Here is a 17,669-nt window from a genome sequence, read left to right on the forward strand (position 1 = left end):
TGGAATGTCCAACTATTGGGGGTCAGTTCACTTTTTGACGGCTGGGGCAAGGCTCTCAGTACAGGATTACTAATAAAGGGGATTATCAGCAATAGATTTCAGTAAAAAGGGAAAAGATTTACTGAAAAATTAAGACTGCGGTTGTGCTGGCGTTTCCAGCTTTTTAATCTGTTGCGGTGTTAACAGCGCATACAAACCAGCTCGATTTTTGGCAAAAGCAACGGTAAGGTCTTCAGTTAACTCGCCACTCTGTTCGGCAAGATCCTCAACTTTGTCCATATAATCCTTTGAACCAGGTGACAAACTACTTAACTCAACTTGCGTATTGTGCAACTCATCCTGAATCTTGCGAATTGCTTTGCCGTCTTTTTCAAACAAATCAGAGACTTTTGTTTGTGTTTTTTCGTCTAAGCCAAGCTGCTGAGCCATTCGACTTGCAAGCTGTTCGTGACTCGGAACTGAATTGATTGGAGCTTCTTGAGTGGCTTGTCCTTTAGCAACATCACCTTGAGGTGATTTTGTTTCTGCATAAGCACTCACCGCTACACCGGTTATAATCGCGGCACTCAAACCGATAACGCCCATCATTCCTGCTTTTTTACGATTAAACATAGTTGGCTCCTTAAGCTCTGTTTCCTGTTTGGATGAAATCTATTATGTCCATTTATTTGTCAAACAGTGTCAAAGAGAGTGAATCGAGATGCACAACTTGTCATGAGAGCGTAAGGGAAAATGCGCATTCGCAGATTTTCCCTATTAACCAAGTAAGCTCGAACATATTCTTAGGAATGATAGTGAATGGCTTGACGCTCATCCTTTTTTTAAACATGTGAAAGCGCAGGATCCCAATCTTTCCAGACCACTTCACGATCCTGCTCACGAATCATCGCCATGATGTCAGCAACAGGTCGCTCGTCACTGATTTCAAATTGCTCAAGGGCTTCTTGAGCGTCATCTGCGTATCCGCCAGGCTGGGTTTTGGATTCTGCACTCATCGTAGTAAAGCCCATGCGCACTGCATGATGACGAAACTCTGGTGATTCACGAGTAGACAGGCTCATCTCTAAATCCCGATCAAACAAACGCCAAGCAGCAATAAGCTGAACCAACTGTCGATCCGAAATGATCGACTTTGGTACTATGCCACCTTCACAGGGACGAATACGCGGAAACGCCACGCTAAAACGGCTTCGCCAATAGCGCTTTTGCAGGTGCCGTAGGTGATGCGCCATCATCACCGAATCCGTGCGCCAATCTTCTAAACCAAGTAACACGCCCAAACCAATCTTATGAATGCCTGCTTGCCCAATCCGATCGGGTGCATCGAGGCGATAATTAAAGTTGGATTTGTTGCCTCGTAAATGATGCTCGAGGTAGGTTTTACGACGATAGGTTTCTTGATAAACCAGAACACCATCCAAGCCAATACCTTGCAGTTGTTTGTATTCGCATGCATCCAATGGCTGAACCTCCATAGAGAGCTGGCTAAAATGCGGTTTTATCAAAGGAATCATGCGTTCAAAATACGGCATAGAGACTTTATTCGTTTCCCCCGTTACCAAGAGGATATGATCAAAGCCTTTACCTTTAATCGCCGCGATTTCTTTTCCCACCTGGGTTTCATTCAACGTAAGACGCTTAATGGCATTGCTCATGGAAAAACCACAATAAGTGCATTCGTTCGCGCAAGTGTTAGATAAGTACAAGGGCGCAAATAAACTCAACGTATTGCCAAAACGCTGCAAGGTAAGTCGTTCGCTTTTCGCGACCATTTCCAACAAATAAGGCTCTGCTGCTGGCGAGATCAAGGCAGCGAAATCATAGACATCAAGCTTGTCCTTACTCAAGGCTCGCAATACATCTTGTTCGGTTTTCTCCTGATGGGATTGGGTCACTACTTGCCAATCGGCATTTTCCACAAAATGACTAAATTGCCCTTCTAACGCTGGGCTTTGTTCTAACAAACGAATTTTATTACTGGTTCCGTCTATCATGACAATGCCCCGAGAAAATCAGTCAATGGACTCGTTGCTTGAGCCTGCACTCGCCTTTCCCCCAAACCGGACTCATACGCCATTCGCCCCGCTTCCACCGCAAGTCTAAAAGCTTTACCCATTTGTGCTGGCTGTCTAGCAACGGCCATAGCGGTATTCACCAATACCGCATCAGCACCAATTTCTAGCGCCAATGCCGCATCAGACGGTGCACCAATACCAGCATCCACAATCACAGGCACAGTACTTTGCTCGATAATGATTTCCAAAAATGGGCGACTTGCCAACCCCATATTCGATCCAATCGGCGATCCAAGCGGCATCACGCACTGACAACCCACTTCTTCTAATCGTTTACACAGCACAGGGTCAGCATGGACATAAGGCATTACCACAAAGCCTTTTTTGATCAACTCTTCGGCAGCCAACAAGGTTTCCATGCCATCTGGCATCAAGTAACGCGGATCTGGATGAATCTCTAACTTCACCCAGTTGGTTTGCAATGCTTCTCTGGCAAGCTCGGCAGCAAATACCGCTTCTTTCGCGGTGCGAGCACCGGATGTATTGGGTAGCAGTTTTATGCCCTGCTGCTGCAAAGGCTTAAGAATATTATCCGTCTGATTTTTTAAATCCATACGACGTAATGACAAAGTCACCAGCTCACTTCCACTGGCGGTTAAAGAATCCATCATGGCGTCGGCACTGGCGTATTTCCCTGTACCAGTAAAAAGTCGAGAATGAAATTCGTGTCCTGCAATAAATAAAGACGACATATTAGCCCCCAGCAATGGATTCAAAAATAAACACCTGACTCTGCTCATTCAACTCAGTACTACGCCACAAACTCTTTGGCACCACTTGCTGATTTATCGCAATAGCGATGCCTTGCTCGCTCTTGTCTAAATGAGTAAGCAAGTCCTGCAAAGTTTCCCCTGAGAATTCATGAGGCGCATCGTTCAGCATGATTTTCATTACTTGCCTCCCTTATTTCTTTGAGTGTTCGAGTGCATTTCAAACAAGCAAATAAGTGATCGAGTCGCAGCTTCTGGCTCAACAGCTTTGGTAATAGCCGTTACTAACGCAACACTATCAACACCCGTTTGAGCTACAGCAGACAAGCGCTCTGCATTGATGCCACCAATCGCAACGGTTGGAAACACGCCTTTTAATAAAGTCGCGTAATAGGCAAGTCGAGTTAAACCTTGCGGCTGAGATGGCATGTCTTTGGTTTGCGTAGGGAAGATATGACCTAAAGCGATGTAACTCGGCTGGATAGATTGCGCTCGGGCGATTTCATAGTAACCATGAGTACTGATGCCAAGCCGCAAGCCAGCCGCTTGGATTTGTGCTAAATCTGCCACATCTAAATCTTCTTGGCCAAGATGAACCCCATAAGCACCAAAGGCGATGGCCTGCTGCCAATAATCATTGATAAAGACTTGGGCGTCGTACTCTTTGCCTAAGGAGATGGCTTGCTGGATTTTACTTTCCAGATATTCATCGTCAGGGTCTTTGATACGCAACTGGGCGAGTTTCACTCCTTGCTTGAGCACTAATTCCAACCAAGCAATGGAATCCACTACTGGATACAAGCCCATTTTATCGAGATCCATCTTGGCAAAAGGCAAATTTATCGACATCGTAGGATTATTTGGCGTGACAATCGTTGGCAGATTTTCAATTTGCAACGGCCAACCAGGACGGCCAAGCGGCCCTGCCCCTTCACCAATTTGCACACCGGTTTTTAATGCACCCGTGATATAGGCTTTGGCCATGGTCATAGCATCTAGAAAATCGTAACCATGGGCGATAAAGCTAGCCAGTGCTGTCGACAAGGTACAACCCGTGCCTCGCGTATTGTGGACAGAAAGCCTCTCACTTGCGAAACCAATGATAGAGTTGCGATCTACTAACCAATCAGTTGAGCCATCTAAGTGACTGCAATGGCCTCCTTTAAGCAACCAACGACTTTCAGACGCTGCGAAATACGACGCCATTTTCGCTTGCAAATCCTCAATAGCCAGTTCACCAGATAAGCCCGTAAGCGCACTAAACTCCATCAAATTTGGTGTGATCACATCTACATACGGCAAAATATAATCCAGCAAACTCGCACCTGCGTCGGTTTGCTGCAATTGATTGCCCGATTCACTGCTCGCCGCCATAACAGGGTCAAATATCACCTGCACTTTCGGGAAATATATTTTTATAAGTTTCAACCAATTCGAGCACGCTTTAACTATCTCGATAGAAGGAAGCAAACTCACTTTAATAGCATTTGGCGGCACATCATCGAGCAAGGTTTGCCATTGCTCATCAAACATAGTCAAAGAAACTGGTTCAACAGAGCGCACCTCTTTGGAATTTTGCGCTGTGATGCAGGTGATAATCGTTTGTACATGGCAGTTTAAATCTTGCCCCGTACGCAAATCCGCTTGAAGTCCAGCGTGGGCGGACGAATCCGACCCGCCCACACACCAGACAACAGGAGGTTTTATAGACATAAATCCTCCTTTTACTTACAACGATTTTTCTTTTGATTTATCGGTTGTATGCTTGTCAGTCGTTAACTTATCCGTGGTCAAATAGACATCACTGCCTAGCTCGCGAAATTGCTCCGACATTTTTTGCATGCCTGTTTCGGCGTCATTAGCATCAAATGAGTTCGCATCTAAAGCACTCATATCGATTTTTTGAGCGTCTTCCAAGCCCTTTGCACTTTCTAGCCCTTTTGCGTAGTCACGAACTTCTTGGGTGATTTTCATCGAGCAGAATTTTGGCCCACACATGGAACAAAAATGCGCTACTTTGCCAGAGGCCTGCGGCAATGTTTCATCATGGTAAGAGCGAGCCGTTTCAGGGTCTAGCGATAGGTTGAACTGATCTTCCCAACGAAACTCAAAGCGTGCTTTCGACAAGGCATTATCTCGAATTTGCGCCCCAGGATGGCCTTTGGCTAAATCCGCCGCATGGGCAGCGATTTTATAAGTGATCAAACCTTGTTTAACGTCTTCCTTGTTAGGCAAACCGAGATGTTCTTTTGGCGTCACGTAACACAACATGGCACAGCCGTACCAACCAATTTGAGCGGCACCAATACCAGAGGTAATGTGATCGTAACCCGGTGCAATGTCTTGAGTTAATGGCCCCAACGTATAAAACGGCGCTTCGTGACAATGCTTAAGTTGTTCTGTCATATTCTCTTCGATCAATTGCATCGGCACATGCCCAGGACCTTCAATCATCACTTGCACATCGTATTCCCAAGCAACTTTCGTCAGCTCGCCCAAGGTGCGAAGTTCCGACATTTGCGCTTCGTCATTGGCATCCATAATCGAACCCGGACGCAAACCATCACCAAGCGACAAAGCCACATCGTATTCCGCACAAATCTCACAAATTTCACGAAAACGTTCGTACAAAAAACTTTCTTTGTGATGTGCCAAACACCATTTAGCCATGATGGAACCACCACGAGACACAATTCCTGTAAGACGCTTAGCCGTCATTGGCACATAACGCAGCAATACACCCGCATGAATAGTGAAATAATCCACGCCTTGCTCCGCTTGCTCGATTAAGGTATCGCGGAATACTTCCCAATTAAGATTTTCAGCCACACCATCGACTTTTTCTAAGGCTTGATAAATTGGTACAGTACCGATTGGCACGGGAGAGTTACGTAAAATCCATTCGCGAGTTTCGTGGATATTTTTACCAGTAGACAAATCCATCACGGTATCAGCGCCCCAACGAGTAGACCAAACCAGTTTTTCTACTTCTTCTTCAATGGAAGACGTCACGGCAGAGTTACCGATATTCGCGTTTACTTTCACCAAGAAGTTTCGACCAATAATCATTGGCTCAGATTCAGGGTGATTAATATTGTTAGGAATAATGGCACGACCTCTTGCCACTTCGTCGCGCACAAACTCTGGGGTAATACGAGTTTGCAGATTAGCACCAAAGCTTTTTCCAGGATGCTGCTTCAATAACAACTCGCTCTTGATCGCATCGATATTCTGATTTTCACGCAGTGCGATGTATTCCATTTCCGGCGTGACGATGCCTTGGCGAGCGTAATGCATTTGCGTCACACATTTACCTTGGCGAGCTTTGCGCACTTTAGGCAATTCTTTAAAGCGTAATTCGTCCAGTGCAGAATTTTCTAAGCGTGACTGGGCAAACTCAGATGACACGCTCGTTAATACTTCGGTGTCATTACGCTTATCAATCCATGGCGCACGCATTGGCGCCAAACCACGGTATACATCGATATTTTCTTGCGGATCAGCATAAGGACCAGAGCAATCGTAAACATAAATAGCTTCGTTTGGTTCGAAAGTAAGATTGTCCGGATCAGAACCAATCGGTGTGTCTGTCAGATTGATCTTGCGCATAGGAACGCGAATCGAGTCGTCTGAGCCAGTTAGATATATACGTTCAGACGCGGGAAAAGGTCTTGCTTGTAATGATTCGATAAAAGATTTCGCGGCTTGGCGTGATTCTTCACGAGACTGCTTTTTAGATAAGTTGGTTGGTTTTTTATGTTGATTGGCTTCGCTGTTCAATTCGCTGTTTAATTCATTAATAGTCGACATGAGCACTTCCCTTATTTTTAAAATGGAGAATTGCTTGTCTGGGGTGCTGTTTCACAGGCAAACGCACTACTGGCGTTAATTGCAAAACGTGAACCCTGAATTTTATTCAAAAAGGATGCTTTAGAGGATATGACTGCATCGATTCCATAAAAAATCAGGAGTTCATTCGATGCAGAAAAGAAAAATGGAGACTTTCTTGTTTCCTACGCGGGTATTAGCCCGATCAGGTTCTGCGGATCCCGCACTTAATTATGCGATCTCAGCCAAATGGCACTCCGACAAGTTGTGCAAGCATACTCTCAGGCAATAGATCTTGTAAACACGGATTTTTTGCCCGATTGATCAAGAGCTTTCCTTCAAGAGCAAAATACAACTTATCAGAGCCACTGATGATAAAATGAATAGTTTACTGGGTAATACCCCAATGCATCATCAAATCTGATTTATCAGAATCATGAAGCCACGTATTAACCTTTCCAAGCAAATCGCTATTATCTTTTTTCATCATATAAACTTTAACACTCGACGTACCAGCTAATATTTGCTTTGAAGAAACACAAAACACACCCTTTTCATGCAGTTGATAATAGTTGCCTTCTATTAAATCTGTAATCATGGCGTCCGCCGTGTTATCACGAATTCCTTGCAAGTTAGCAAAATTATCTTTAGTCCGAATGATGTCAGCAGATGTAATGTGCTCATCCACATAAGTTTGGTTGGTGCCACCTGGATTCACTATGACTTTCACGGTAGGCTGATTAATATCCTCTAGTGTACTCAGTGGTTTAGCATTACTGCAATTGCTTAGAATGATCTTGCCATTTGCAGCTACAGAATCGGATAAAGAAAACTGCTCTGCACGCTTTTGCGTTTTCGTCACACCGCCAGCTGCAATATCAAACTTATCATTAGCAAGATCTTGAGAAAGTGCAGGCCAAGTTGTTTTAACGAAATTTACTTTTAAGTCCAATGACTTTGCTAGGTTCGTCATCATATCAACATCAAAGCCCTCTAAATTTCCGGCTTTGTTATAAAACGACAAAGGAGAATAATCCCCCGTTACTCCAACCTTTAACTCCCCACTCTGCTTTATTTCATCCCAAGTACGGGCTTGAGCAGCTTGTGAACTTAATAGGACTAACGCGGCAAAAGATAAAAACTTCACGCTATTTTTTTATTTTTCTCAAACATCATATACGTAGCACTCATAGTTTAATTTAATTATCGCCTTGCATTTCCAGCGCCATTTTATAAAGGTAATTTTTCTTTTCACCGGTTAATTTAGCCGCCATAGCTGCCGCTTGTTTAACTGGTAAGTCTTCTAACAATATTGTCAGAATACGCTTCGCTTCTAATTCTGCTTCGTTACCGCTTTCTTGCGTAAAACTCAGCATAACGACGAATTCACCACGTAATTGGTTAGCATCTGCATCGAACTTGGCAAGAATTTCAGATGCGGTACCAGACAAGAAAGTCTCGAACGTTTTCGTTACTTCGCGAGCCAATACTAATTGCGCGTCTTCACCATAGACTTTTTGCACATCCGCAATTGAATCATAAATTCGGTGAGTGGATTCGTAAAATACCACTGTGCCAGTTTGCTTCTTCCAAGATTCAAATAAATCACAGCGCCCTTTGGATTTGGCTGGTACAAAACCCGCAAAAAAGAATTGATCCGTTGGTAAGCCTGAGGCGCACAAAGCGGCGACCAATGCACAAGCACCTGGGATCGGCAAAACTTTATGGCCTTTTTCTCGTAATGCATGCACAACGTGATAGCCAGGGTCAGATATAAGCGGCGTTCCTGCGTCAGACACCAGAGCGACACTCTTACCTTCGTCTAATAAGCTCGCTACATAATCAGCTTTGTCTTTTTCATTGTGATCGTGAATGGAAAAAAGTTTTGCTTCAATGGCAAAATGATTGAGTAAACGTCGGGTGTGTCGAGTGTCTTCAGCTGCGATATAGTCTACATCACGTAAAGTTTGCTCGGCTCTTTTACTGAAATCGTCTAGATTACCAATTGGGGTGGCAACTATGTATAGCGACCCTCTCGCATCATCAGAACTATGTGGTACCATGTGGCCTCTTTTATTTGTCATTTTATAAGCTTATGAGCCTAATTAATTACCGCATCATATCATTAACTCTTTGCTCTTTTCTGCTAAGCGCCTGTAATTCCATGAATTTAAATATGGATCAGTCTCAAAACAGGGTACAAAACGCCAGTAGCAGCTCGCAAGAAAGAACCTTGCCGCCTAGCATCTACCATCCAATTAAAACTTCGGATGTTTCTAAGGAGCTAGCGGATGCCTACAACGCAGCAAAAAACTTCTATGCACAAGGCGAGTATCAACAAACCATTGATGCATTAGAAAGTAAGGTGTTAATTACAACATCGTCGATTCAATTTGAAGCCTATTTACTTGCTGCTTTAGCTTCTTCAAATTTAGACAATTCCACCGACGCTTTAGCTTACCTAGAAAAAGCCGACAAACTGCCTGCAGCAAGCCACCCTGACAATCAGAATCGATTGAAAGAAACAAAAGCATCGATTCTTGAATACTTTGGCAATTGGCTTGAAGTCGTAAATCTACGAATGGATTTAACTTATAACCTTCCGCTAAATGAAGGTGAAGAGAATCAAGCAAAATTATGGATGGCTATCCAAAATTTAACGCAAAATGAAATTGATGAATTATACCAGCTGCAAAAACCCTTACTTAATGGCTGGCTGACCATCAGCAGCATATTAAGAGATCAATCACTGTCAATCGAGCAACAACTCAAGATATTCAAAAATTGGCAGATTGAAAACCCAAGTCACCCCGCAGCACTTTCGCCACCGCAAGATTTCGAAATCATGTCATCCGTTGAACAGATGGCACCGAAAAAAATTGTCTTGATGTTACCAATGAGCGGTAAATTAGAACGCGCATCTCAAGCCATTGTAGATGGCTTTTTTGCCTCTTTTTACAACCAAAAAGAAGCAAGGCCACAAGTTAGCATTGTTAACATTGATGACTATTCAAACATTAGTGAAGCACTTGCCGCCGCAAATGCACAACAACCCGATGTCATCATTGGGCCATTGCAAAAAAACAATGTTGCTCAAGTAAGTCGTTTAGACCTACCTTACCCGGTGATAGCACTAAATCAGCTGGACATAAATCAACACCCAAAAAATCTTTATCACTTCTCCTTGAGCGCAGAAGATGAAATACACGAACTGATCACCTTCGCTAAGCAAGAAGGCGCAACGAAAGCGGCGATCCTTAGCACTCAGGATACATGGGCACTAAAACAAAGTGATGAATTTCGTGCCGCAGCAGCGAAAGAAAACGTCACCATCACTTCTAATCAGTCTTATGCCAACACACCAAAAGGCAGACAAGATGCGATTCAGAAACTGCTTTTGATTAATGAGAGTTATGCCCGTAAAAGATCCGTAGAAAAATGGATAGGCACAAGCGTAGACAGCATCGCAAGATCTCGCGAAGATTTGGATTACGTCTATTACATTGGCAAACTCAACGACGCTAAACAAATCAGACCTCTTTTAGATTTCTACTTCGCTGACAAAATACCAATGTTAGCCAGCAGCACTCTAAATGATAGCGCCCCAGAAAGATCAACAAAACCTGAAGATATTGAGCGCATACTTTTTACAGAAGCTCCAGCTCTTACGCCAAACAACACTTCGTTAGATGCTTTGCCTAAAAATCAAAATTCAAATATTTTGCGCAGATTACAAGCTCTAGGTGCCGACTCGTATTTACTAGCAAGCAAATACCAGCTATTCACCCTGCTTCCGAGCACTAAAATTTCTGCAAATACTGGCATTATCACCATGGATGAGAATGGCATATTTCATAAACGACCTGAGATCATGACTTACCGAAAAGGAAATTTGGTATATGCGACCAGTCACCAGTTTTTTAAACAGAAGGAAGGCACCGAAAAATAACGGTGAGAAAGCCGAGCAAGCAGCCGAAGCCTTTTTACTAAAGCAAGGGCTTCGGTTTGTAGAACGAAACTTCTTCTGCCGTATCGGAGAAATTGATTTAATTTTTTTAGATCAAAATACCTATGTTTTTGTAGAGGTGCGCTTTCGTGCGAATAACACTCACGGCAATGCCGCTGAAAGCCTTGGACAATCAAAGCTTAAGAAAGTACGCAACAGCGCGGCTTTATGGCTACAAAAGAATAATAAAGTAAATAACGCAAGTCGCTTCGATGCGATACTATTTGACGAAAAAATAGACTCTCAACATTTAACCTGGCTTAAAGCAGTATTTTAATCACTATGGATTTTCAAGAAGCAATCTACACACAATTTGCCCAGAGTTTTGAAGCACAACAACAAGCCCTGGAAAGTTTACCTCCTTATATTGAACATGCTGCAAAAGTGATTTTTTCAAGCATTGCTTCTGGTGGTAAAGTTATTTGTATCGGCAACAGCACAGGATCTCACCTGTCTCAGTACTTCAGTACTTTAATGTTAGACCGAATGGACAGAGAGCGCCCTGGACTGCCAGCAATCAACCTAAGCGGCGAAGGCTCCGCTCTATTAGCAATTACTCATAACGATAGCTATCACGATGTTTTCTCAAAGCAAATCACTGCACTAGGCAATCAAGGCGACATACTGTTTGTCATTGCTAACAGAGGCAACACCTCACCAATAATACAAGCCATTCAAGCGGCCCATGAACGCAAAATGAGTATAGTCGCGCTAACTAGCCCAGAAGCAAAAAATGTCTCGTCACTCACCTCTCAGGATGATACAGAGATAAAAATCAATCTTCTTGGCACAGCCAGAGTGCACGAATGCCAACTTAGCGTCATTCACATATTGGTTGACCTACTTGAGCGCCAACTATTTGGCTACGAAGACTAAGTAGATTCAATCAAAAATATTTGAGACAAAAAAAGAGCCACTTTAAAGCGGCTCTTTTTTTGTCTGTTAGAAAAGTATAGCGAGATGTTGCGCTATTCTTTATTTCACAACTTTCAACTGAAAACCTTTTTTAGGTTCTGGTGGTGTTGGAGTCGGCTCATCAAAAAATTCTTCATCCGGAAAAACAAAACCATCGCCATTTTCTTTTGCATATAAAGCCAGTGCCGCTCGTATCGGCACATAAACCTGCATAGGTTTACCGCTAAAGCGCGCCTCAAACGAGACAGCGTCTTTATCCATGATCAAATGACGCACAGCAGACATACCAATATTTAACACTATCTGACCATCTTTAACGAATTCGGTAGGCACCACAACATCTTTCTGCTGAGCATCTACCAGCAGATAAGGCGTCATATCATTATCAGCAACCCAAGAATAAGCCGCATTTAATAAATAAGATCTTTTCGGTAACATTTTGTCTCCTACCTAATAAATATTTAGTAAAAAAAAGGAGCTATAAGCTCCTCTTTTGCTACTTAACAAAACCGAGATAAAGCCTCAGCTTAGTCTAAACGCATTTCTTGTTCTGCTTCAGAAAGGCTTTCTTGGAAAGACTCACGAGCAAAGACAAGATCCATATATTTGTACAGCGCTCTTGCTTGATCCTTAGGAATCTCTACGCCAAGTATAGGCAAACGCCACAAGATTGGAGCCAAACAACAATCCACGATAGTAAACTCATCGCTCATGAAATAAGGTTTTTCTTCAAAAATTGGAGTAACGTTCAACAAACCTTCACGCAATTCTTTTTGTGCTTTAGCAACAGCTTCTTTGTCCTTACTAGTAAGAATCAAATCAACTAGCTTTGCCCAATCACGCTGAATACGATACATAAACAAACGACTTTCAGCACGAGCAACAGGATATACAGGCAGCAATGGTGGATGTGGAAAACGCTCATCCAAGTATTCCATCATGACATTTGGCTCATAAAGAACCAAATCACGATCAACTAAAGCTGGTAGCTCATTGTATGGATTAACATCCGCCAACTCGTCTGGCTTGTTAAACGGGTCTACATCTATGATGTCCACTGTGACGGCTTTCTCAGCCAATACAATACGAACTCTATGGCTGTAATGATCTTCTCCATCAGAGAAGAACGTCATTGAGGAGCGCTTTGCAATAACACCCATGTCTAACCCCTATATTGAAAACATCTACATCCCCTTCAAAGGAGGGGACAAACTATAATATGGTGACGAAGTAACAAAAATATTACACGATATCGTCAACACAGAAAATTTTTCATGGAATATTTACTCGCGCACCTCTTATAAAACAAGGCTTTAACTTAGTACTTGAGTCTATACAGAGAAATATCTCAAACCTAGATTTCAAGCAACACGTAGCAAACTAAAATACACTTATGAAACCATGAATTTCAAAGCCCGACTATTCTAACATTATTTTCAAACAATTTTTCTTAGAAAAACCATTTTGTTGCAAGAATTCTATAGCCAACTTTATTTCAAGCAAAAAAAACGCTTGGCGAAAACACCAAGCGTTTTGATAATAATTCCAAAGCGAAAATTAACGCTTAGAGAACTGAGGACGACGACGTGCTTTGCGTAGACCAACTTTCTTACGTTCAACTTCACGAGAGTCGCGCGTAACGAATCCTGCAGAACGTAGAGTACGACGTAGAGTCTCATCATATTGCATCAAAGCGCGTGTGATACCGTGACGTATCGCACCAGCTTGACCAGAGATACCACCACCTTTAACAGTGATATAAACGTCAAATTTTTCAGTAGCGCCAACAAGTTCAAGAGGTTGACGAACAACCATTTGAGCTGTTTCACGACCGAAGTACTGAGAAAGAGTACGGTTATTGATAACTAGGTTACCAGAACCCGCTTTAAGGAACACACGAGCGGTAGACGTTTTACGACGACCTGTACCGTAGTATTGAGTAGCTGACATAATGATCTTCCGTATTAAATGTTAAGGGCTTGAGGCTGTTGAGCAGCATGTGGATGCTCAGTACCAGCGTACACTTTCATTTTCTTGTGCATTGCACGGCCCAAAGGACCTTTTGGCAACATACCTTTTACGGCGATTTCAAGAACGCGCTCAGGAGCGTGATCAATCAACTTCTCGAAATTCATAGAACGCAAGCCGCCTGGGTAACCAGTATGGCGGTAGTATTGTTTAGCAGCTGCTTTGTTACCTGTAACGTGAATTTTCTCAGCGTTAACAACAACGATATAATCGCCAGTATCAACGTGTGGAGTATATTCAGCTTTATGCTTGCCACGTAGACGACGAGCAATTTCAGTAGCCAAGCGGCCTAGAGTTTTGCCTTCAGCATCAACCACGAACCAGTCGCGGCGAACTTCAGCAGGTTTAGCTGTAAAAGTTTTCATCAAAAAACCCTTTCAATACGCGTGTTCAATGACACGCTATACCTATTATTATTGGTTGGCCAAATATCAAAATATTTGATCAACGTACACTTACCTTTAAAAAGGCGAACGAAGTATATACCAACCCAATTAAATATGAAAGTCGAAATACACTTAAGGACGGTGCTCTAAAGACAAATATTCTTCTGATTGCATCTCTAATAATCGACTCACTGTACGGTCGTATTCGAAAGCCAATCGCGTACCCGTATAAATATCTGGAATAGCAACTTCTGCAGAAAAAATCATCTTAACATGGCGATCATAGAACTCATCTACCAAGTTAATAAAGCGTCTCGCCAAATCATCTCGTGACGCATCCATTTGCGGTAAATTAGAAACAATTACCGTAGTGTAAAGACGCGCTAATTCAATGTAGTCAACCTGACTTCTTGGCCCATCACACAACGCTTTGATATCAAACCAAGCAAGCCCTTCACAGCTTCGCAACAAAGGAATGCTTCGGCCTTCAATTTCTGCAGCCCCCCCCTCAACAACATGCGAGGCATCAGAAATTAAACTCATGAAACGCTCATTTAAAGCCTCATCCGCTTCCTCACTTAAAGGAAAGTGATAAAGTTTAGCTTGTTTCAAGGTACGCAATCGGTAATCCACACCACCATCAACATTCATGACTTTAGTGTATTTTTTCACAAGGTCGATAGCCGGTAAAAAACGCGCCCGCTGCAAACCATTTTTATACAAGCCATCTGGCTCTATGTTCGAAGTTGCCACTAAAGTCGTGCCATTTTCAAACAGCACCTCAAGTAAGCCAGCCAAAATCATAGCATCAGTTATGTCCGTCACAAAAAACTCATCAAAACACAACACCTGCGCTTTAGACGAAATTTCCTTACCAACAATCTCTAATGGATTTTTAACATCATGCAACTTACGAAGCTCTTGGTGAACCATTTGCATAAAGCGATGAAAATGGAGACGCATTTTCTTTTCTGTTGGCAAACAGTCAAAAAAAGTATCCATTAAATAGGTCTTACCTCGACCTACTCCACCCCAAAAATACAACCCTTGCTCAACAGTCGGCGCTTTCTTTTTCAAAAAGCGTCCCAAGAGGCCACTGGAGGATTTATCTGCTTGGCTCGCAACCAAACGGTCAAATAAATCCTGAAGAGCTTCCACTGCTTCTTCTTGAGCTGGATCGTAATTAAAGTCTGTTCTTGTCAAATCTTGCTTGTAACGTGTAATGGGTGTCATCGCAGCTCTTTCGTTCGATTAGTAAATTATGCTTATTCTAACAAATTGCATCTTAAACAACACCTATCAAGCTGTTATCGTAGGGGTGGTTTCGCTATAATGGATTATCTGTTTTTTGGAGAAAGTCATGAACTTAGAAGAATTCAACATTATTATCTTTATTACCGGCATCATTATTGGCTGTGTTGCTACACTTGCTCTTAAAAGCTACAGTGCAAAAAATAACAGCAAAAAAGCTGACTCAAGCTCAAACATCATCACGATGAAGTCACTACAGCAAGAGCTAGACAGCAAGCAAGTTATTATCGACAACTTCTTCACTGACAGTAATGAACACTTAATGTCTGCAGAAAAACGCTTAGCAGACCTCAGAAACACTCTTGCAGATAATGCAACTCAATTAAGCAACATAAAAATTGAAAGAAGCACATCCGCTTCAAACAATACCGATACTATTGAACCCGCATCTTTCGAACCACCAAGAGACTACGCTCTGAAAAAAGATAAAGAGCCTGGAACGCTGAGCGAATCATTCGGTCTTGATGATAGAAATATAGACCTCGAACCAAAACGAACTTTTTAACAAGAAAACATACCAACAAAAAACGGGCTTTCAAAAGCCCGTTTTTTTTCACCTGCTTAACATCTCACTAAGCTGGATTATCTACATCAATAAAGACCGCTTCCAAACCACACTCACTAGATAAATACGCAGCCATAGACTGCGCCCCAAAACGTTCAGTTGCATGATGCCCTGCCGCAATAAAATGAATATCCATTTCACGCGCAATATGAATTGTCTGCTCAGAAACCTCACCAGTGATAAATACATCCACACCAACAGCTACGGCCTGCTCTATATAACCTTGCGCACCACCAGTACACAACGCCACCCGATGAATTGGGCGATCATTAACACATTCAAATAGTATATTTCGACCAACAGCAGATTCGACTATTCGTCGAAATACATCAGATGTAACTGGCTCACTTAACTCACCGACAACTCCGATAGACTCTTCGATAGGCACGCCTACCTGCAAGCCAGACCGATTTAAAAGCCCAATAGCATCAGCTAAGCCAGCATTATTACCTAGCGTAGGATGTGCATCTAATGGCAAGTGATAGCCATATAAATTGATATCATTTTTAATCAAAGACGCAATTCTACGATATTTCATACCAACAATTCTGGGATCTTCATTCTTCCAAAAATAACCATGGTGAACGAAGATAGCGTCTGCTTTATAGTCAATAGCAGCATCAATTAACGCCTGACTAGCAGTTACACCAGTAACCACGCGGTTAATCTCTTTTTTTCCTTCCACCTGCAACCCATTGGGCGCATAATCTTTGAAGCGACTTGGACTTAATGTCTTATTAAGCAATAACTCAAATTCACTGCGTAGCAAAACAACTCCTTATACTTTATGAATCAAAAAACCTACTGGACGCCCATCATTATCTCTATTCTCTCTGGCACTTGTATAGGTCTAGCTGTACTACTTATACAGGAGAAACAAAAAATCTCCGACTCTAGCTATTCAACGCCGGTCAAAATCGCCACACCTTCTGTTGTTAACATTTACACCCAAGTCATACAACAAAAAGGCCTTAGCGATTCAAACAAAGCAAAACACAGCGTTAACCTAGGCTCTGGCGTCATAGCAACGAAAGATGGCTTCATACTAACAAACCATCACGTCATTCAAAATGCACAAAGTATTGTCATTGCTCTTCATGATGATAGACGTGTTGAAGCAAAACTCATTGGCTCAGATCCATCCACCGACCTAGCGGTTTTAAAAATAGACTTACCTAATCTTCCCAACATTAAAATGGGCAACAGTGACAAGGTGTCAGTTGGAGACAAGATCCTCGCAATAGGCAACCCGTTTGGAATTGGACAGACGGTAACAGCCGGCATTATTAGCGCCAAAGGCCGAAACAGCATAGGCCTTAACACCTATGAAAATTTCCTACAGACGGACGCAGCAATAAACCCAGGCAATTCAGGCGGCGCGTTAGTCAATCTACGAGGCGAACTCATTGGCATTAGCTCTGCCATTTATTCAAGCACTGGCGGCTCACAAGGAATTGGCTTTGCCACACCGATTGACGACGCTCTCAATGTTATGACTGATATCATAAAACAAGGGGAAGTAGTAAGAGGATACTTAGGAATGGACGCTCAAAAAATAACCCAGTCTCTGGCAGATAACTTACTCTTACCATCAAATCACGGACTATTAGTAAGCGATATAACTAAAGAAAGTCCTGCTGAAAAAGCCGGAATAGAAGTTGGAGATATAATACTTGAAATTAACAACACGCCGAGCGAAGACCCATTTCAGATAAGACACCTAATAGCATCACTAAAACCTGGAACACGCATTTCGCTGGTTGGCATTCGCGGGCAGCAATCCTATCAGACAAATATCATGCTAGAAAAACAACCCACGATGCAACGCATTACTTATTAGGATAT

The 17,669-nt window shown here is 42.6% G+C and carries 19 protein-coding genes and 1 riboswitch; of the genes, 5 read left to right on the forward strand and 14 right to left on the reverse strand.

What is annotated here, in order from left to right; all coding sequences use genetic code 11:
* Positions 1 to 129: 129 nt before the first annotated feature.
* From TY87_RS19930 to rsmI, 8 genes are all read right to left on the reverse strand, one after another.
* Positions 130 to 612: a Spy/CpxP family protein refolding chaperone gene (locus TY87_RS19930; protein ID WP_100188402.1), complete on the reverse strand. Its 483-nt coding sequence runs from the start codon at positions 610 to 612 to the stop codon at positions 130 to 132.
* 209 nt (positions 613 to 821) lie between these two features.
* Positions 822 to 1,994 carry a 2-iminoacetate synthase ThiH gene (gene thiH / locus TY87_RS19935; RefSeq protein ID WP_100188403.1) on the reverse strand — a complete coding sequence of 391 codons (1,173 nt, stop codon included), beginning with the start codon at positions 1,992 to 1,994 and terminating at the stop codon, positions 822 to 824.
* On the reverse strand, positions 1,991 to 2,767 hold the full coding sequence (locus TY87_RS19940; protein WP_100188404.1) for a thiazole synthase: 777 nt from the start codon (positions 2,765 to 2,767) through the stop codon (positions 1,991 to 1,993). Before TY87_RS19940 ends, thiH begins: the two co-directional genes overlap by 4 nt.
* Position 2,768: 1 nt before the next feature.
* The gene (gene thiS, locus TY87_RS19945) at positions 2,769 to 2,966 is read right to left on the reverse strand and encodes a sulfur carrier protein ThiS (RefSeq protein WP_072839874.1); all 198 of its coding nucleotides are present in this window, start codon (positions 2,964 to 2,966) and stop codon (positions 2,769 to 2,771) included.
* A complete protein-coding gene (gene thiE / locus TY87_RS19950) occupies positions 2,966 to 4,498 on the reverse strand; it encodes a thiamine phosphate synthase (protein ID WP_100188405.1) in 1,533 nt (510 codons plus the stop codon). Before thiE ends, thiS begins: the two co-directional genes overlap by 1 nt.
* 15 nt (positions 4,499 to 4,513) lie before the next feature.
* Positions 4,514 to 6,595, reverse strand: a complete 2,082-nt coding sequence (gene thiC / locus TY87_RS19955) for a phosphomethylpyrimidine synthase ThiC (protein WP_232617190.1) — start codon at positions 6,593 to 6,595, stop codon at positions 4,514 to 4,516.
* A 183-nt stretch (positions 6,596 to 6,778) separates the two neighbouring features.
* Positions 6,779 to 6,883, reverse strand: a riboswitch (TPP riboswitch).
* A gap of 118 nt (positions 6,884 to 7,001) precedes the next feature.
* Positions 7,002 to 7,760, reverse strand: coding sequence for a transporter substrate-binding domain-containing protein (locus TY87_RS19960; protein ID WP_100188406.1), 759 nt, complete (start codon positions 7,758 to 7,760; stop codon positions 7,002 to 7,004).
* A gap of 52 nt (positions 7,761 to 7,812) precedes the next feature.
* Positions 7,813 to 8,676: a 16S rRNA (cytidine(1402)-2'-O)-methyltransferase gene (gene rsmI / locus TY87_RS19965; protein ID WP_072839872.1), complete on the reverse strand. Its 864-nt coding sequence runs from the start codon at positions 8,674 to 8,676 to the stop codon at positions 7,813 to 7,815.
* 113 nt (positions 8,677 to 8,789) lie between these two features.
* Between rsmI and TY87_RS19970 the strand changes: the two genes are divergently transcribed.
* The 3 genes from TY87_RS19970 to TY87_RS19980 are packed head-to-tail and all read left to right on the forward strand — an operon-like array spanning position 8,790 to position 11,495.
* A complete protein-coding gene (locus tag TY87_RS19970; RefSeq protein ID WP_232617191.1) occupies positions 8,790 to 10,562 on the forward strand; it encodes a penicillin-binding protein activator in 1,773 nt (590 codons plus the stop codon).
* The gene (locus TY87_RS19975) at positions 10,513 to 10,896 is read left to right on the forward strand and encodes a YraN family protein (protein WP_100188408.1); all 384 of its coding nucleotides are present in this window, start codon (positions 10,513 to 10,515) and stop codon (positions 10,894 to 10,896) included. The genes TY87_RS19970 and TY87_RS19975 overlap by 50 nt, the downstream gene beginning before the upstream one ends.
* Positions 10,897 to 10,901: 5 nt before the next feature.
* Positions 10,902 to 11,495, forward strand: coding sequence for an SIS domain-containing protein (locus TY87_RS19980; RefSeq protein WP_100188409.1), 594 nt, complete (start codon positions 10,902 to 10,904; stop codon positions 11,493 to 11,495).
* Between the two features lie 99 nt (positions 11,496 to 11,594).
* On the opposite strand, the gene TY87_RS19985 is transcribed toward TY87_RS19980, so the two are convergent.
* The 5 genes from TY87_RS19985 to zapE form a co-directional block, all read right to left on the reverse strand.
* Positions 11,595 to 11,972, reverse strand: coding sequence for a ClpXP protease specificity-enhancing factor (locus TY87_RS19985; RefSeq protein ID WP_072839868.1), 378 nt, complete (start codon positions 11,970 to 11,972; stop codon positions 11,595 to 11,597).
* An 89-nt stretch (positions 11,973 to 12,061) separates the two neighbouring features.
* Positions 12,062 to 12,694 carry a glutathione S-transferase N-terminal domain-containing protein gene (locus TY87_RS19990; RefSeq protein WP_072839867.1) on the reverse strand — a complete coding sequence of 211 codons (633 nt, stop codon included), beginning with the start codon at positions 12,692 to 12,694 and terminating at the stop codon, positions 12,062 to 12,064.
* A gap of 397 nt (positions 12,695 to 13,091) precedes the next feature.
* On the reverse strand, positions 13,092 to 13,484 hold the full coding sequence (gene rpsI / locus TY87_RS19995; protein ID WP_072839866.1) for a 30S ribosomal protein S9: 393 nt from the start codon (positions 13,482 to 13,484) through the stop codon (positions 13,092 to 13,094).
* A 14-nt stretch (positions 13,485 to 13,498) separates the two neighbouring features.
* Complete coding sequence (rplM, locus tag TY87_RS20000; protein WP_072839865.1) at positions 13,499 to 13,927, reverse strand: 50S ribosomal protein L13; 429 nt, start codon at positions 13,925 to 13,927, stop codon at positions 13,499 to 13,501.
* A 153-nt stretch (positions 13,928 to 14,080) separates the two neighbouring features.
* Complete coding sequence (zapE, locus tag TY87_RS20005; protein WP_100188410.1) at positions 14,081 to 15,181, reverse strand: cell division protein ZapE; 1,101 nt, start codon at positions 15,179 to 15,181, stop codon at positions 14,081 to 14,083.
* A gap of 127 nt (positions 15,182 to 15,308) precedes the next feature.
* Between zapE and TY87_RS20010 the strand changes: the two genes are divergently transcribed.
* Complete coding sequence (locus tag TY87_RS20010) at positions 15,309 to 15,764, forward strand: Z-ring associated ZapG family protein (protein ID WP_100188411.1); 456 nt, start codon at positions 15,309 to 15,311, stop codon at positions 15,762 to 15,764.
* A 67-nt stretch (positions 15,765 to 15,831) separates the two neighbouring features.
* Here TY87_RS20010 and TY87_RS20015 read toward each other — a convergent pair whose 3' ends face one another.
* Entirely contained in the window at positions 15,832 to 16,593 is a 762-nt protein-coding gene (locus tag TY87_RS20015) for a Nif3-like dinuclear metal center hexameric protein (RefSeq protein WP_100188412.1), read from the reverse strand.
* 18 nt (positions 16,594 to 16,611) lie between these two features.
* Between TY87_RS20015 and TY87_RS20020 the strand changes: the two genes are divergently transcribed.
* Positions 16,612 to 17,664 (forward strand): S1C family serine protease, encoded by a 1,053-nt coding sequence (locus TY87_RS20020; protein ID WP_100188413.1) that lies wholly within the window; start codon positions 16,612 to 16,614, stop codon positions 17,662 to 17,664.
* Positions 17,665 to 17,669 lie beyond the last annotated feature (5 nt).

Source organism: Marinomonas sp. BSi20584, from assembly GCF_002792415.1.
GTDB lineage: Bacteria > Pseudomonadota > Gammaproteobacteria > Pseudomonadales > Marinomonadaceae > Marinomonas > Marinomonas polaris.

Coding starts and splice junctions, on each gene's coding strand:
- TY87_RS19930 (WP_100188402.1), bottom strand. CDS start 612: ATGTTTAATCGTAAAAAAGCAGGAATGATGGGCGTTATCGGTTTGAGT.
- thiH (WP_100188403.1), bottom strand. CDS start 1,994: ATGATAGACGGAACCAGTAATAAAATTCGTTTGTTAGAACAAAGCCCA.
- TY87_RS19940 (WP_100188404.1), bottom strand. CDS start 2,767: ATGTCGTCTTTATTTATTGCAGGACACGAATTTCATTCTCGACTTTTT.
- thiS (WP_072839874.1), bottom strand. CDS start 2,966: ATGAAAATCATGCTGAACGATGCGCCTCATGAATTCTCAGGGGAAACT.
- thiE (WP_100188405.1), bottom strand. CDS start 4,498: ATGTCTATAAAACCTCCTGTTGTCTGGTGTGTGGGCGGGTCGGATTCG.
- thiC (WP_232617190.1), bottom strand. CDS start 6,595: ATGTCGACTATTAATGAATTAAACAGCGAATTGAACAGCGAAGCCAAT.
- rsmI (WP_072839872.1), bottom strand. CDS start 8,676: ATGGTACCACATAGTTCTGATGATGCGAGAGGGTCGCTATACATAGTT.
- TY87_RS19970 (WP_232617191.1), top strand. CDS start 8,790: ATGGATCAGTCTCAAAACAGGGTACAAAACGCCAGTAGCAGCTCGCAA.
- TY87_RS19975 (WP_100188408.1), top strand. CDS start 10,513: ATGCGACCAGTCACCAGTTTTTTAAACAGAAGGAAGGCACCGAAAAAT.
- TY87_RS19980 (WP_100188409.1), top strand. CDS start 10,902: ATGGATTTTCAAGAAGCAATCTACACACAATTTGCCCAGAGTTTTGAA.
- TY87_RS19985 (WP_072839868.1), bottom strand. CDS start 11,972: ATGTTACCGAAAAGATCTTATTTATTAAATGCGGCTTATTCTTGGGTT.
- TY87_RS19990 (WP_072839867.1), bottom strand. CDS start 12,694: ATGGGTGTTATTGCAAAGCGCTCCTCAATGACGTTCTTCTCTGATGGA.
- rpsI (WP_072839866.1), bottom strand. CDS start 13,484: ATGTCAGCTACTCAATACTACGGTACAGGTCGTCGTAAAACGTCTACC.
- rplM (WP_072839865.1), bottom strand. CDS start 13,927: ATGAAAACTTTTACAGCTAAACCTGCTGAAGTTCGCCGCGACTGGTTC.
- zapE (WP_100188410.1), bottom strand. CDS start 15,181: ATGACACCCATTACACGTTACAAGCAAGATTTGACAAGAACAGACTTT.
- TY87_RS20010 (WP_100188411.1), top strand. CDS start 15,309: ATGAACTTAGAAGAATTCAACATTATTATCTTTATTACCGGCATCATT.
- TY87_RS20020 (WP_100188413.1), top strand. CDS start 16,612: ATGAATCAAAAAACCTACTGGACGCCCATCATTATCTCTATTCTCTCT.